Genomic DNA, 16,131 nt, shown 5'->3' with positions numbered 1-16,131 from the left:
AGAAATTATGCCTCAACTTCACTTTCCTTTTTGTCATATTTGAATGCTTCTCGAGGGACCAATCCGAGGAGGTCAAACATTTCTTTGTCGTCATTAAAGTCAGGATTTGGTGTTGTCAGAAGTTTGTCCCCAGCAAAAATAGAATTAGCGCCAGCCATGAAACAGAGTGCTTGTTCTGTTAAACTCATTCCTTCTCTTCCAGCAGATAATCTAACTACTGATGCAGGCATAACTAACCTTGCGGTTGCAATCATTCTAATAAGTTCATGCGCTGCTACTCTTGGTTGTTCAGCTAGTGGAGTTCCTTCAACAGGTACCAATGCATTAACTGGCACTGATTCAGGATGTACTTCCATGTTAGCCAAGGTAAGTAGCATACCCATCCTATCTTCTGCGGATTCGCCCATACCAATAATGCCTCCTGAGCAGACGGTGATTTTAGCTTTTCTTACATTATCTATTGTCTTCAATCTATCATCGTATTCACGTGTGCTTATTATGTCTTCATAGTAAGCCTCTGAGGTATCAATGTTGTGATTATAGGCATAAAGTCCTGCATCCGCCAACTTTTGAGCTTGGTCTTCAGAAACCATTCCCAATGTACAGCACACCTCCATGTCCATGCTATTTACGGTCTTAACCATATCAAGTACTTTATCGAAATCTCTGTTGTCTCTTACTTCTCTCCAAGCCGCACCTAAGCACATCCTTGATGCTCCGTTTGCCTTTGCAGATTCTGCTTGAGCACGTACCTCTTCAACTTCCATCAGTTTGTGAACCTTGATATCCGTATGATAACGTGCTGCTTGAGGACAGTAGGCGCAATCTTCTGGACACCCACCAGTCTTAATAGATATTAGACTGCTTACTTGAACTTCTTTTGGATCATGAAACTTTCGATGCGTTGTTGCCGCTTGAAATACAAGCTCCATCAAAGGTCTATTGTAGATATCTGCTATTTCTTCTAGCGTCCAGTTGTGTCTTACTTCAGTCATATTGAATCATTAGATTTCACATGCAAGTATAGCTTATTCATACTCACCTAGGAAGAAATGATTGATTAGAAATACTACATTAGGGTGAGATATTTAGCCACATCAAATACTATGCAATATTCTTTAATACCATTTCGTGACTACTTAAATCATAGACTAAACGGACGAACGAATGTGACACCAATTGTCTACCCAGTATTACGTATTAGTCCACTAAGAGTAAACCATCTATATAATGCCAGATAAAAATTGATTTTTAACCTTGCATCAAGACGGTATTTGAAAATGTCTACGAATAGGAAAATAGTAATAATAGTACTTAATGATGTAAATGATGAGGCCTTACTTGAGGCAACACTTTTGATCGATCTCATTCATGGGAGCAATCGAGTTCTAATGAAAAAGATTGGCTCGAATGGCCTAAATCTTACAGATTTGAGAGAGGAATTCCTCCTTATTTTTTGGATTTCGGAATTCACCCATGAAATAGAATTGGTTTTACGTAAAGGTGCTCGCAGCAATCCTTGTATGGTTATTTATGATGGCAATTCTAGACTAAGTGTCAGACAAATTATCCAAACCAATATTCGAGGAATATTGAGTTCTAATTCTATTTCAGAATTACCCAATGCGTTGAAAATTCTAAATAGTAATGGATATTTCATATGCCAAGAATCATTAAAAAGTGTTCTTGGTAATATTTCAGGGACACGTACCGATAAAATATTGAGTAGACGCGAGCTCGAAGTACTTAATCTTTTATCGCATGGTTTAACGTATTTAGAGATAAGCGCTAAGCTTCATATTTCTTATGACACCACGAAAACCCACACTAACAACATTTATAGAAAGCTAGGTGCTAGGAATAAAGCAGAGGCTGTCAATAAAGCTCGAGGCTGGATGATTTTATCCTAAGCCTTTTATCAACCATTTGTTAGTCACTAATAACTAGTTAGAATCCCCCATATATTAATAAATGCTAATAGGTAATTGGAATAGTACTACGTTTTGCGAAAAATATAACTAGGTATGATCAATGCAAATAGGTAATAACTGGTATTGACTCTGGGTATTAGTGAATTATATATTGCTACAACCTAATCATTGATGTGAACTACCTAGGTATTGGGGATGTATACGAATTAATGTGAGTTGAATTTAATTGAAGGAAAAGTGAACGATTTATATATCATTAGTAAAACAGAACGATTTAATTTTTTACTTAAAAAACGTCTCTATGATTTTGAGAATTTAGTGAGCTCAGTAATCACATTTACTCAAATGTCGAATCGCGAATCACATATGATTCACGAAAATCCTGGTGCTATAATTATAATAGATGGGATAATTATAAATAACGGAATAAATATAGAAGAAATATTACAGCTTGCTCCCAATTATTCCATTGTGGTGGTAAAAAATCTCTATACCAATGATGAAGTTTATCATTTTTTAAAGGCTGGGGTTAAAGGCTTAACCTCTTTGAGTAATTGTTATGCCAACATTGTCAATATCATTACCGGTGCACGAAGAGGTGAAATTTATATGTCAAGTGATGAGGTATCCCATTTGTTCAGGCATATTAGTGCAACTCCAGACACTAGTGAATTAACCGATCGCGAACAGCAGGTACTTCCTTTAATAATGAATGGTCTCACTTACCAGGAAGTTGCCTTAGAACTTGATATTTCATACGAAACTATAAAGAGTCATATGAAGAATATTTATAAAAAGCTCAATGTTAGGACCAAGAGTGATTTACTCAAATATAATTTTCATATTAAGTAAAAAACCCCTGACGGAAAGCCAGGGGTCATAGTCAACAAATCAAATCTTATACTGACTTGAATATTAGTTTGTTTCTACTTAACCTTTTCTCCGTTCATTCCTGCCTTTAGCTTGTCTACTGAGGCCGTCAAAAATTCATTGATTATATCTCCAACTTCCTTTTTGTAAGTTTCCGCATCGCATTTGATCGTATTACTAAGCTGTACGGACACATCTTCTACCGTAAAAAAGCTGGCATATGATGGGACTGATGTAGTTTGTTTGGTCGCTTGAGATTTAAAATCTTGAGATCCAAAAACCTCTGGTATTTGAACAGGTTTTTTGAGTGTCAATTCAATTGCTCTTTCAGGAGTCGCAGCACCTGGAGATTTCATTTTACCTGAAACATAAGTTGCTCGGGCATTTTCTAATCTTAGATTGGCGCCTCCTTTTATTTTAACAGTCCCAAGTGCTGATTTAGGATCTAGGTATATGCTAGGGACATTAATTGCAATATCGATCACTATCATGTCTTCCAGTTCCTTAGATACCTTAGGCAAACCTTTGTGATAAAGTGCCGATCCCAAGTCTCCATACGATCCTTGAATATTAGTCAAAAGGCTTCCCTTCTCTTTTCCTTTTTTAGTTACCTTATTTACGTAGTATGAAAAGTTATCAGGAACTACCATTAGGCTGCCTTTTATTTGTTCCTGATTAATTCTTGGTCCATCAAGTTGTTGCATTTCACTAAAAAATTCCAAGTTGGGATAATCTTTGGAATTGTAGATCTCAAGCCCCAATCCCTTGAGGTTGTTTATGTAATTGTTGTAAATAGAATTAGTTAACGATTGTAAATCCTCTGAGCTTACTCCTTCCACTCCAACTGCAAGTCTGGCGGTGGCGTCGCCTGTATAAGAGCCTCCACCAAGTTGTCTACCTCCGCGGATTGTCTTTTCTGCTTCAGCGATCATCTGGTAATAGACTTTGAAGCTCTTAATGAATACTTTTTTTGGCGCTTTTTTGAAGTCTTTGGATTTCATCTGTAAAACATTCAAATCTTTTACAGGAATTTCTTGAGCAGACGATTTGATTGATATTGCAAATACAATAAGTACTGCACTTAGTGCGGTAACACTCTTTTTCATGGTAATATAATTTTGATTCGTGAACAACAAAGCTTGCTATTACGCGAAGCTTTTGGTATCCCCAATTACTGGCATTTTCATATACCATGAAACCCTGAGAAGGTCATATAAGATTATTGGCGTAAGCAAACTTTATCAATCCAACCAGATTGTTTGTACCAGTTTTTCTAAAGATATTTTTTCGATGGGTTTCTACCGTTCGCTCACTGATAAACAACTCTTCAGCCATTTGTTTATTGGTAAATTCTTTGGCGATGAGTTTCAAGATTTCTCTTTCTCGATCGGTCAGTAGTCTTTGTTCCTCGACTCCATTGAGTCCCTTCATTAACAAGGAATTTACATCAGAACTGAGGTAAACTTTCCCATTTTTTACGGCACGAACTGCACTTACTAACTCTTCATGAGAATCCTTTTTTAAGATATATCCTTCAACACCCTCTTTTAAAATCTCTTTAATAAGGTGTGCTTCATCATGCATGCTAAGGACTATTATTTTAAGGTCAGAATATTTCTGTTTAACTCTTCTTATTAAAGTTAGACCATCATCATCAGGAAGATTATAATCTGTAATTAACAGGTCTACATTTTTTTGAGTTAGTTCATCTAGAGTTTCCCTTACTGTTCCAGCAGACCCGACCACTTCGAGATCATCTTCAACAGACAATATTTTAATTAGACCACCTAATAAGATGGCATGATCATCGGTAAGGAATATTTTCATTTTGGCGGACTTCTCTCGTACTATGAAAGATAGCAAATTCATTGGTCTTCGTGTTAACCTTTTAATTGAAGTCCAAAAAAGGTTACTAAATGACAAGATAACTATACCATTTTCACGGTATTTTCATTTGATTCTTTCGTAGGCGTAATTTCAGTAGGGGCATTTATAATTAAGGAAGTACCCTTTATCCCATTTTGTGTTTCTAGCTCTAGTTCTCCCTGAATTAAATTAGAACGGGTATTTAAATTTTTCCATCCATTGCCTTTACCAGAAGTGAGTAAAGATTTATCAAATCCGCTCCCATTGTCTTCAATGAGTAATGTGATTTCATTAGCGTCTTTGGTAATCTGAAGTGTTACTCTATCTGCATCAGAATATTTAAGAATGTTATTGATCCATTCTTGAGAAATTCTATAAAGAGAAATTTCCTGAATTTCCAAAAGACGAGCTTCTAGTCCAAATGTGTTCAATTCTAGATAAACTTTCCCAGCTTGATTGACCCTATCGACAAATTCTGTGAGTGCACTTTCTAAGCCATGTTTAATGAGTGTTTGAGGCATTAGGTCGAAACAAATATTTTTAAGCTCTGTGTACATCTCATCAATCACTTTAGATGAACTTTCAAATACTTCTAGACGGTCATCTGGCTTAGAACCCTTTTTGAGACTTTTCAAATTCAAATTCAAAATTGAAATCATTTGACCAAAGCCATCATGAAGATCTCTGGCATATCTGGAACGCTCCTTCTCTTGCGATGAAATAGCAGCATTGATTTCAGCTTGGCGCCTTTGAATTTCGGCTGCTTGAAGCTTTAATAGTTGTTCTTTTTTTAGTTTACTTTTTTGAATTTTGGCTACCCAAATGACCAGTAAGATTAGTCCTATGGATGTTAGAATCAAGATTTGATTTCTTTGAATTTCGGCTTCTTGCTCTGCTATTTCAGCGTTTTGAATGACTATTTGCTGCTCTTTTTTCTCAGTTTCATATTTGGTTTCAAGCTCTGAGATAACTCTTGATCTTTCTAGATTAAACAGACTGTCTTCAAGATTTTCTGCATCAATTTTAAGGAACAGTGAACGTTTATAGTCTCCAATCTCGGCGTATAGCGAAGAGAGTGAATCCAAGGTTATTCTAACCAAATCCGGGTAACCAAATGTCTTACTTTCCTTTATTGATTTCCTATAGAATTGAATGGCCTGATCATAAGATTTGTTTTGGAAGTGAAAGTCTGCGATGCTTTTATAATTTTCCAATACGCCTTGTTTGTCCTGGATGGCTATCCGAATTCTTGTTGATTGGTTGAAGTATTCTAAGGCTTGATCAAGATTACCTTTTCTTCTTTCCATATCTGCAAGATTTAGGAAAGTATACCCAAGTCCTACACTGTCATTTTGTTGAATTCTTATTGAATGACACTTGGTATATAGTAGATCAGATTTTTCATAGTCTTTTCTTGTCCAATAGAAAGTTGCTTGCATGCCGTAGCTGGTTCCAAGTGTTCGTAGATCACCCGCTTCCGATGCAAGTTTTTCTGCTTGTTCCCAAAATTCAATCGCTCGATCAAAGTCTTCCTGTTGCTTGTAATAATTAGCCATTTCGTTACTTAATTGGGCTAGACCACTTTTATCATTTAGTGAGTCATACAGGTCGTAAGACCTGAGATAGGCTTTTATGGCTTGCTCGTAATCTCCAGTGAGATACAATATGATTCCTCGGTTTTTTTGTGCAAGAGCTTCTTTTGCCGGAAGTTTTAATCTATTGCTTAGCTCAACTACATTCTTCGTGAGCTTAAGAGAGTTGGAAAAATTGGCACTGTAAATCGAATAAAAGTTGCTATTGACATATTCAATCTGTTCCTCTTCGGACATACTCGAGATAGCGCGAGAAGTTTCATCTGGCGAATACTGAGAATAGGTCGAAGTTGCTAATACACCAAGAAGCGTAAAGAATAGATATAATCGTGTTAGCATAGAAGTAAGCTTCAATACCAGAGCATTTGAATTATCATAAAATATAGAAGTGCTAAGCTACTGATACAATTGGGTTATCTTCTTTCACTGCAATCGATACGGGAGCATTTACAATCAATACATTGCCTTTTGCATCTTTTGAAGTCTCAAGTTCAAGTACACCCTGGATTAAATTTGAGCGCGTATTTAAATTTTTCCATCCATTACCTTTTCCCGAAGTGAGCAAAGATTTATCAAACCCACTTCCATTGTCTTCAATAAGCAAAGTGATTTCGTCAGTATCTTTCGTGATTTGAAGAGTCACTTTCTGAGCATCGGAATATTTTAAAATATTATTGATCCATTCTTGCGAGATACGGTAGAGCGATATTTCCTGAATTTCTATTAGTCGTTCCTCTAAACCAAAGGTGTTTAGTTCGATAGCGATATTTCCGGTTTGATTTATCCGATCGACAAATTCCATCAATGCACTTTCTAAACCATTCTTGATAAGCGTTTGTGGCATTAAGTCGAAACAGATGTTTTTTAGCTCGTCATACATGTCATCAATCACTTTTGAAGAGGCGTTAAAAATCTCTTGCCTTTCGTTTGGCTTGGCTCCCTCGTTTAAATTCTTGAGGTTCATATTTAAGATCGAAATCATTTGACCAAAGCCATCATGAAGATCTCTTGCATACCTGGCTCTTTCCTTTTCTTGGGAAGAAATAGTGGCATTAATTTCTGCTTCTCGAGCTAGCAGTTTAGCTTCTTGAAGTTTAAGCTGCTGTTTCTTTCTAAGTCTACTTCTTTGCAGTCCTGCTATAGCAACTATGAAAATGATCGCCAGAATTGATGCTATTAATAGCACTCTATTTCTTTCCAATTCAGCACTTTGTTCAGCTAGCTGCGCCTCTTGTAGCTCTATTTGCTGCTCTTTTTTTTCAGTTTCATATTTGGTTTCCAATTCTGAGACTGCTCGATCTTTACTTTCATTAAACACGCTATCCTTCCATGAGATTTGATTCCTCGCGAACAGTAGCGCGTTTTTATAATCTCCTTTCATCTCGTAGTTCTCCGAAAGATGTAGGTAAGATTGTAATGTCAATTGATCAGAGCCAATATCTCTGCTTATGTTCAGTGCTTTGTTTAGATAATCTTCTGCAGCTTCATAATTTTCCCTCATTTGTTCAATGCCGGATAGTGTTATCAAGCTAGTGATCATACCTTCTTTATTGTTTTGCTCAACACGCACATCGTATGCTTGCTTAGAATAGGAAAGTGCCTTTTCCAAATCACCGGTTACTTGGAAAAGGCCCGATAAATTGTTGAGTGCAATTGTCCAGTCTCTAATTTCTTCTAGAGATTTACTCAGTTCCCTTGTTTTATCGTAGTATTTGAATGCACTGTCATAATCTTTCTTGTAGTGCTGATAGATGGCGCCAAGATTATTGTATCCCTTTAATAAAACAGCATATGTGCCATTGCTTCTTTCTTGTACATCAATAGATTTTGTGATGTATTCCAGACATTTATCGACATTCCCAGCATAAAAATGAATGACTCCAATGTTATTGTAAGCTTCAGCAATACCTGTTGAATCTGTTAATTTGATCTCATAGTCTAATGCTTTCTGATAAAAGTCTAATGCACTATCATATTGGGTTTTATTCGTGTATATAATACCAACATTATTATAGTAAGTGGACCAAGCTTTATCATCTTCGAGAACTTCTGCTATTGGTATCAACTTTTCATATTCGATTCGTGCGGAATCAAATTCTGCAGTCCGTTGGTAGTAGTTGCCTATTAAGTTAATAGCTTCAAATTGGAGTCTTGGGAAATTGACGATCTCTTCAATTTCAAGTGATTTGCTCACATAATAGCGGCAGGAATCTAAATCCGTTTTTATATATTCTTTGGCCAGTAGATTAAGGATAGCAATGTTGGATGAATCAGAATCTGCAGCATCTAATTCCAATAAGAGGCTGTCGATTGTTTGACCATAGGAAAATGTAGCAGACAAAACGAACAGGTAGCATGCCGAAAGTAATCTCATGATAGTAGTGGTAGGTTACCCTAAAAATAAAAAAGCGGATGGTTATTATCATCCGCTTTTAAGTATGTCTCGACTGTCGGTCTTGATTCTTCGATAATTACTCTTTTTTCTTCGCTCTTTTAGACCTGACAGGTGGTGCGGGCTCAGGTTTTAATTCAATAGTCTCTGTTTTAAGCTTTTCCAAAGCGATTTCAATTGCTTTATCGAGTTGAGGGTCTTTGCCTTGAAGGACTAATTTTGGTTCCTGAATTACTTCAATGTCTGGCGCCACTCCTTCACCCTCAACTGCCCACTCTCCGTTTACATCAAAAAATCCACCACGAGGTGCCACCATTCTTCCTCCGTCAATGAATAAAGGCGTATCCCATGTACCAACAAGTCCACCCCAAGTTCTCGTTCCTACTAAAGTTCCAATATCCATCGCACGGAACAAGTATGGAAGCAAATCACCACCAGATCCTGCTCGTTCGTTGATGATCATCACTTTTGGTCCCCATACTGCCGCCATAGGAGTTGTCCATGGTTTGTGATCTCCAACCTTACTGTTGAAGTAACCATATAACTTTCGATTCATTACATCTGCCATGTAATCTGCTGCAGATCCGCCACCGTTATTTCGTTCGTCTACTATCATTCCTTGCTTATCCTGTTGTGCAAAGTAGTAGCGATTGAAGGATGTATATCCCCCGCCACCAGTATTTGGCACGTATGTATATCCAATTTTACCATCAGTTTTTTCACTTACATATCTACGGTTGTCCTCTATCCAAGCACGCGATCTTAAAGCATATTCATTGCCAATTGGCTTTACATAAAATGTTTTTGCGTCACCAATTTTTGTTGTTTTACCCACTTTAATCCTTACAGCAGTACCTGATGTTTGTTCAAAATAGCTGTAGAGATTTTGATTGGAATCTACAGCTTTTCCATTTATCTCCAGCAAATAATCGCCTTCATTTACATCTATTCCAGGGACTGAAAGAGGGGCGCTTAAATCTGGATTCCAGTTCTCGCCAGTAAATATTTTTTTGAATTGATATTTACCATTCTTAATGGCATAATCAGCACCCAGCAATCCTACAGGCACTCGATCTACATCTGGATAATCTCCTCCCCGCGTGTACGAATGACCAACTGCAATTTCTCCACCCAAAATATCAATGATGTAATTCATGTCTTCTCTATGCTTTACATGTCCAACCCACGGTTTGTACCAGTCATAGATGTCGTTCCAAGGGGCACCATGTTGATTGTTTACATACAGGAAGTCGCGTTGATACCTCCATGCTTCTCTATAAATCTGCATCCATTCAGCTTGCGGATCAACTTGCATTTTTATATCGATACTTAGCCTTCCATCAGAAGATTTTTGACTCTTCCCTGAAGTAGAAACTATTCCCCAGTTTCCTCCAGCTCTATAGAGCAGTTGTTTTCTATCATGTGAAACGTTTGCAGAACGAATACCAGAAATAAATTCAGATGATTCTCTTGCTCCAAGATCAAACTTATGCATTGTTATTCCAGGCTTATTGGGAATATTTTCTCCAAAGAATACCGTGTTTTCAGGCCCAGCGACTAAGCCAACATAATTTCTGTTTGGCACATCTAATGCTACAATCCTGTTTATTACTCCCTCGTCAATAGCTACTGAAACTTCTTCATCATTGACTTCTTTACCTTCTTCGTTCGAAGACTCTTCATCGCTTTGAGGCAAAAGCGGAGAGGGATCTGAATCTGAGAGAATGGCCATATAAAGGCCTCTTGTAACGGGTATATTGTATGAGCTCATATCTAACCAACCAGTATTCAATCCCCAGTTGGTACTAGCGAGAAAATAGAGGTACTTACCACTTGCATCCCATACAGGCTCTAGCGCATCGGCCATGTGATCGGAAATGTTTTTTATTTCCTTCGTTTCAATATTGTATGCCTTAACGACTTTGAACTGCGCGTCTGTTAGCTTTACATAAGCTATCCATTTACTATCTGGAGACCAAACTGGGTTCATCGATCTATTTGGATGAGCGTATCTTTCTGTATCAGCTTTTGCAGCCTTTCCAGATTCTAAGTTTAATACCCAAATGTTAAAATCAGTATCCGTGTAACTTATATGCTTTCCATCTGGTGACCAAGTAGGCCTGAAGTAAAAAGTGGGGTTTGGTAATGGATAAGTCTTTTTGATTTTTGATCCGAATTGATCGCTTATTACAAGCTGATATTCACCACTTCTATCTGTAAACCAAGCTATTTCTTCACCATCGGGTGACCATACTGGTGATCTATCGGCATAGGATGAGTTAGAAATGTTTCTCCATGTTCCATTTTCTTTGGGCACAGTAAAGATCTCACCCCTATATTCAAACAATGCCCTCTTGCCAGTAGGGGAAAGTGAGGCATTCTGAAGTCTGCTCCCTGAGACATTTTCCCATCTGGTACGTGCCCAATTCAAATCACCTTTTACGTTGATTTGAAGTTGTGAGCTCTCGCCATTGCTTGGATTAATAGAATGAAGATACCCACCTTGTTCGTACACGATTAAATCATCGGTTGCATCCAGGCTTTTAACATCAAACTGAGTGTGAAATGTTACCTGCGTATATGCTTTAGTTTCCAAGTTATACTTCCAGATGTTACTAGTGTAGTCTCGCTCTGAAAGAAAATAGACCTCTCCATTGTACCAAACTGGGTCTAAATGTCTCTCTTGATCAGGTTGAGGTGTTCTTTGGAGTTCATTCGTTTTTAGATCTAATATCCAAATTGGCATGGCTTGACCACCTCTGTAATTTCTCCATTCAGGATCCCAAGATGTTATTGGAGTGTAAGCAGCATATTTACCGTCTGAAGAAATCTCACCATATGCGATTCTGGGAATAGGTAATTCTTGTGGAAATCCGCCATCAACGCCTATTGAATAAAATTTATTTAATCTGGTAGGATGACCTTTTCTGGTGGATGCAAATATTACTTCGCCTTCTGGTGACCAACCCTGAACTCGATCTGCTCCTGGGTGGTAAGTCAAGCGTTTAGGCGCTCCACCTTCAATGGAAACAACAAATACATCTGTGTTTCCATCGTACTGACCACTAAAGGCGACCCATTTTCCATCACTTGAAAAATGAGGAAATGATTCTGCGCCAACAGAGGTTGTTAATCTTCTGGCGTCACCACCAGCTCGATCAACAACCCATAGGTCATTGGCATGAACAAAAACTATTTGATTTTGGCTTACTGTCGGCTGCCTCAGCAGCATAGTGCCTTGTGAAAAACAAGAAAGCGCACCGGCCAAAAAAAGGTTGAAAAAAAATATTCTCTTCATGATACTATAGGGTTAGGCTATCAAGGTAGCCATTTACATATAGCATCACAAAGAGAACTTTATGAGTGGTTATTACTCGAAATCAGCGATAGTCTTTTCTATGATATCACAGCAATCATGAAGCTGCTCTTCTGTCATTACAAGAGGAGGAGCAAACCGGATGATGTTACCGTGTGTAGGTTTAGCTAAAAGTCCATTGTCCTTGAGCTTAACACATATATCCCATGCTGTAGAGCTTTCTTCATCGTCATTGATAACAATAGCATTTAAAAGGCCCTTCCCTCTTACTAAAGAAACCAAGTTTGATTTCTCTATCATTTGATTCATTCGATCTCTAAAAATCTCGCCAAGCCTTCTTGCATTTTGCGTAAGTTTTTCATCGCGGATGACGTTCAATGCAGCAATTCCAACCGCTCCTGCCACAGGATTTCCACCGAAGGTTGAACCATGCTGCCCCGGTTTGATTACCTCCATTACGGAATCGTTGGCTAATACCGCAGATACAGGGTATGCTCCACCAGATAGTGCCTTACCAAGAATTAGAATATCTGGCTGCGTATACGTTTCTTGTTTTTCGCAGTGCCCCGCACATGAGCAATCTCCACATACTCTTAATAAGGCTCCGGTTCTACCAATTCCTGTTTGAACTTCGTCAGCAATAAAAAGTACTCCATGTTTATGGCATAATTCTTTAGCAGCCTTTAAATAACCTGCATCAGGTACCATCACACCAGCTTCTCCTTGAATTGGCTCTACTAAGAATCCAGCAATATTATCCTGTTGTAAAGCCCTTTCTAATTCCCCAAGATCATTGTATGGGATTCGAGTAAAGCCTGGAGTGTAAGGTCCGAAATTTTTATTTGCAACAGGGTCATTTGAGAAAGATACTATGGTAGTAGTTCTACCATGAAAATTATTATCGCAAACAATTATTTGCGCCTTATTTTCGTCAATTCCATTTTTCTCATAAGCCCATTTTCTACAAAGTTTGATAGCTGTCTCTACAGCTTCAGCACCAGTATTCATTGGGAGCACTTTATCAAATCCAAAGTACTCTGTTATGAATTTTTCATACTTCCCAAGTACATCGTTATAAAATGCTCTTGATGTTAGCGTCAATGTCTCTGCTTGTTTGGTCATTGCACCAACAATAGCAGGGTGACAATGTCCTTGATTTACCGCTGAGTAGGCAGATAAAAAATCATAATATTGCTTGCCTTCTGCATCCCAAACATGTACTCCATCACCTTTTGCTAGAACAACCGGAAGGGGGTGGTAGTTGTGTGCTCCGTGTTTATCTTCAAGCTTGATTAGGTCTTCGCTCGACATTGTCTTATTTTCTAACATAATTTTGCTGTTTATATAAGATGCAAGATTAACAATTTAACCGCGTAGGAGCAATTGAAACAAAGTTCAGAATCAGAGGATTTTTACACAAATGAACAAGGATTGGTAGTCTTTACGGAGAAATTTCACCTGAAGAGAGGCTATTGTTGTGGTAATGGTTGTTTGCATTGCCCATATAATCATGAAAATGTCAAACAATAGTTTGCATATTGAATTGAAATCCCGATATTTGCACTCCATTTTTGAAAACGGGATAGAAAGATGTCAAAAGTTTGCGATATAACCGGTAAAAGGCCACAAGTAGGAAACAATGTTTCTCACGCCAACAATAAAACGAAAAGAAGATTCAATCCGAATCTTCAAAAGAAGAGATTCTATATTCCTGAAGAGGACAAGTGGATTACTTTGAAAGTATCTACTTCTGCGCTTAGAACGATCAATAAAAATGGTATCACTGCTGTGCTTAAGAAAGCAAGAGCAAATGGCATGGTTATCAAATAATATTGATTCTTAAAGAAATTAGAACCTCGGCAATTATGTCGGGGTTTTTTTGTGCATTTTGATCAGGTGAACAGGATATTTTTCTACATAGCATTATCAATTCCATTTACATTGCTGTTAATCTTTGGTGATGGGTTCATAGATTCCTTTGGAGTTTTTGTCTTACCGTACTCCATATTAGTTGTTTCACTCCGTAGGAGATTTCTTAATTTAAATCCGATTTGGGCGGCACCGGCCCGGGATATATTGAAGTACTTCACCAGACCTTAATTCCATTCATCAATAAATTAAGTCGATATTGAAGACAATTTAAACTTGTGGATTTTATCAATAGTATATTTAATGCACCTAAAGTATATTATTTATGAAGAAGCTATTATCGTTAGTTCTTTTAGCTACTACAATTAGTGGTCTTGCCCAGAATGAACCTGATGATTTTTTAAAAAGTGAATTTCATGCTGAAAGAAGGACACTAGTACGAGATAAGATGCCTGATAATTCAGTAGCTGTATTCTTTGCCGCTCCAGTAAGAAATCGCGCAAATGATGTTGATTTCATATATCACCAAGATCCAAATTTCTATTATCTAACTGGCTACAGAGAGCCTCATGCGGTATTGATGATTTTTAAAGAAGAGCAAGAAGGTCCTGATTCAAATTATGATGAAATAATTTTTGTACAACCTCGCAATGCAATGGCGGAAATGTGGACAGGGCGAAGGTTGGGTATTACTGGGGTAAAAGAAAAACTCGAATTCAACCAGGTTTTCAATAACACAGAATTTGAAGGCTACAATATTGACTTTGCAAAATTTGATAAGGTTCTGTTCTATGATTTCTTCAATGATGTAAGGGATACAAGAGCAGAAGGAGATCTATATGATTTAATAAAGTCATTTAAGCAAAAAGCTGGCTATCCATCTGAAGGGGATTTGAGAATTGAGTCAGCAGCAAACAACCTAGATATGGAGACGCTCGATCAAATTATGAAGGATTTGAGAGGTATAAAAACTCCTGAAGAAATTGAATTGTTGAGAAAAGCGGTTGATATCTCCTGCATTGGCCAAGCTGAGGTGATGAAAGCGATGAAGCCAGGAATGAGCGAACGTGAGGTTCAAGGAATTCATGAATTTGTTTTTAAAAAGTATCAAGCAGAGTACGAAGGGTATCCTTCCATAGTAGGAGCCGGAAATAATGGTTGTATCCTGCACTACGTAGAGAATCATCAGCCTGAAATTAAAAGTGACAAGATGATATTAATGGACTTAGGAGCTGAATATCATGGGTATACTGCTGATGTGACAAGAACTATTCCGATTGATGGAAAATTTTCTAAGGAAGAAAAAGCCATTTATGATCTTGTTTATAAGGCTCAGAATGAAGCCATCAAAGCCGCAAAACCAGGGGTTAATATTGGAAGAGATTTGGATGCAGCGATAGCAAGAAAAATAATCAATGAAGGTCTGGTTGAATTAGGGATCATTGAGAGCGGAGATCAAAGGCATTTATATTTCCCGCATGGTTTGGGCCATCATATTGGACTTGATGTTCATGATAAGGGTAATTATGATCAGCTAGAGGCAGGAATGGTAATTACCATTGAGCCGGGCATTTATATTCCTGAAGGAGCTGCTTGTGATGAGAAGTGGTGGGGAATTGCAGTGCGAATTGAAGACTGCATTTTAATCACTGAAGATGGCAATGAATTACTATCTGATTTGGCTCCTCGCAAGAGTGATGAAATTGAAAAGTTAATGAAGCAGCCAAGCCCGTTAGATTCTTTTGTTCTTCCCGAACTGGGGAGTGATGATAAGGGAGAATAAATATTTGGAAAAATAGCTGAGTTAACGTTTTTATAATCAACTAATTCAACTACATTTGCACTCCTTTTTGGAAAAGACAAAATAAAATGGCGAAGAAAGGAAATAGAGTCCAGGTAATTCTTGAGTGCACAGAGCACAAAAACAGTGGTCTAGCTGGTACAAGCAGATACATCACAACCAAGAACAGAAAAAACACTCCTGATCGAATTGAGTTGAAGAAATACAACCCGATCATGAGAAAGTATACAGTACATAAAGAAATTAAGTAACCATGGCAAAGAAAGTAGTAGCAACTCTAAAGCAACCAGGTGGTGCTAAGTATGCCAAAGTGATCAAAGCGATCAAAGGCGAAAACGGATCTTACACATACAGAGAGGAAATGGTCCTTGAAGGTGACGTAAAAGATACGTTGGGTAAATAAGAAATTAAATCCTAAAAGAACGAACCGCATAACGACCGTTATGCGGTTTTTTTATTCTCATTTGATAATAAATTGCATTGAATATTCTGAA

Annotated in this window: 14 protein-coding genes; 7 read left to right on the top strand and 7 right to left on the bottom strand. The window is 37.7% G+C overall.

The features are described from left to right. Positions 1-5 precede the first annotated feature (5 nt). Positions 6-995, bottom strand: a complete 990-nt coding sequence (gene bioB / locus ACY650_RS07470; protein WP_462253308.1) for a biotin synthase BioB — start codon at positions 993-995, stop codon at positions 6-8. 285 nt (positions 996-1,280) lie between these two features. Between bioB and ACY650_RS07465 the strand changes: the two genes are divergently transcribed. Further along, positions 1,281-1,910, top strand: coding sequence for a response regulator transcription factor (locus ACY650_RS07465; RefSeq protein WP_462253306.1), 630 nt, complete (start codon positions 1,281-1,283; stop codon positions 1,908-1,910). Positions 1,911-2,147: 237 nt separating this feature from the next. Then, positions 2,148-2,783 (top strand): helix-turn-helix transcriptional regulator, encoded by a 636-nt coding sequence (locus ACY650_RS07460; protein ID WP_462253304.1) that lies wholly within the window; start codon positions 2,148-2,150, stop codon positions 2,781-2,783. A gap of 74 nt (positions 2,784-2,857) precedes the next feature. On the opposite strand, the gene ACY650_RS07455 is transcribed toward ACY650_RS07460, so the two are convergent. The 6 genes from ACY650_RS07455 to rocD all read right to left on the bottom strand — a co-directional run bounded on the left by ACY650_RS07455 (position 2,858) and on the right by rocD (position 13,296). After that, positions 2,858-3,907, bottom strand: coding sequence for a hypothetical protein (locus ACY650_RS07455; RefSeq protein ID WP_462253302.1), 1,050 nt, complete (start codon positions 3,905-3,907; stop codon positions 2,858-2,860). A gap of 103 nt (positions 3,908-4,010) precedes the next feature. Continuing rightward, positions 4,011-4,670, bottom strand: a complete 660-nt coding sequence (locus tag ACY650_RS07450; RefSeq protein WP_462253300.1) for a response regulator — start codon at positions 4,668-4,670, stop codon at positions 4,011-4,013. Positions 4,671-4,729: 59 nt separating this feature from the next. Next, positions 4,730-6,598, bottom strand: a complete 1,869-nt coding sequence (locus ACY650_RS07445; protein ID WP_462253298.1) for a tetratricopeptide repeat-containing sensor histidine kinase — start codon at positions 6,596-6,598, stop codon at positions 4,730-4,732. 52 nt (positions 6,599-6,650) lie between these two features. Further along, the gene (locus ACY650_RS07440; RefSeq protein ID WP_462253296.1) at positions 6,651-8,633 is read right to left on the bottom strand and encodes a tetratricopeptide repeat-containing sensor histidine kinase; all 1,983 of its coding nucleotides are present in this window, start codon (positions 8,631-8,633) and stop codon (positions 6,651-6,653) included. Positions 8,634-8,730: 97 nt separating this feature from the next. Further along, positions 8,731-11,949, bottom strand: coding sequence for a S41 family peptidase (locus ACY650_RS07435; protein WP_462253294.1), 3,219 nt, complete (start codon positions 11,947-11,949; stop codon positions 8,731-8,733). Positions 11,950-12,021: 72 nt separating this feature from the next. Continuing rightward, the gene (rocD, locus tag ACY650_RS07430; protein WP_462253292.1) at positions 12,022-13,296 is read right to left on the bottom strand and encodes an ornithine--oxo-acid transaminase; all 1,275 of its coding nucleotides are present in this window, start codon (positions 13,294-13,296) and stop codon (positions 12,022-12,024) included. Between the two features lie 54 nt (positions 13,297-13,350). On the opposite strand from rocD, the gene ACY650_RS07425 reads away from it, so the two are divergent. The 5 genes from ACY650_RS07425 to ACY650_RS07405 all read left to right on the top strand — a co-directional run bounded on the left by ACY650_RS07425 (position 13,351) and on the right by ACY650_RS07405 (position 16,040). Continuing rightward, positions 13,351-13,497, top strand: a complete 147-nt coding sequence (locus ACY650_RS07425) for a DUF5522 domain-containing protein (protein ID WP_462253290.1) — start codon at positions 13,351-13,353, stop codon at positions 13,495-13,497. A gap of 60 nt (positions 13,498-13,557) precedes the next feature. Beyond that, complete coding sequence (gene rpmB / locus ACY650_RS07420) at positions 13,558-13,797, top strand: 50S ribosomal protein L28 (RefSeq protein WP_462231389.1); 240 nt, start codon at positions 13,558-13,560, stop codon at positions 13,795-13,797. Positions 13,798-14,161: 364 nt separating this feature from the next. Further along, positions 14,162-15,619, top strand: coding sequence for an aminopeptidase P N-terminal domain-containing protein (locus ACY650_RS07415; RefSeq protein WP_462253288.1), 1,458 nt, complete (start codon positions 14,162-14,164; stop codon positions 15,617-15,619). An 86-nt stretch (positions 15,620-15,705) separates the two neighbouring features. Continuing rightward, positions 15,706-15,888, top strand: a complete 183-nt coding sequence (rpmG, locus tag ACY650_RS07410) for a 50S ribosomal protein L33 (RefSeq protein ID WP_370088773.1) — start codon at positions 15,706-15,708, stop codon at positions 15,886-15,888. Between the two features lie 2 nt (positions 15,889-15,890). Then, positions 15,891-16,040 carry a DUF4295 family protein gene (locus ACY650_RS07405; protein WP_462253286.1) on the top strand — a complete coding sequence of 50 codons (150 nt, stop codon included), beginning with the start codon at positions 15,891-15,893 and terminating at the stop codon, positions 16,038-16,040. Positions 16,041-16,131 lie beyond the last annotated feature (91 nt).

Source organism: Ekhidna sp., assembly GCF_963691765.1.
Taxonomy (GTDB): domain Bacteria; phylum Bacteroidota; class Bacteroidia; order Cytophagales; family Cyclobacteriaceae; genus Ekhidna.
The sequence above is the reverse complement of the archived record's forward strand: the minus strand, read 5'-3'. Positions and strand labels throughout refer to the sequence as shown.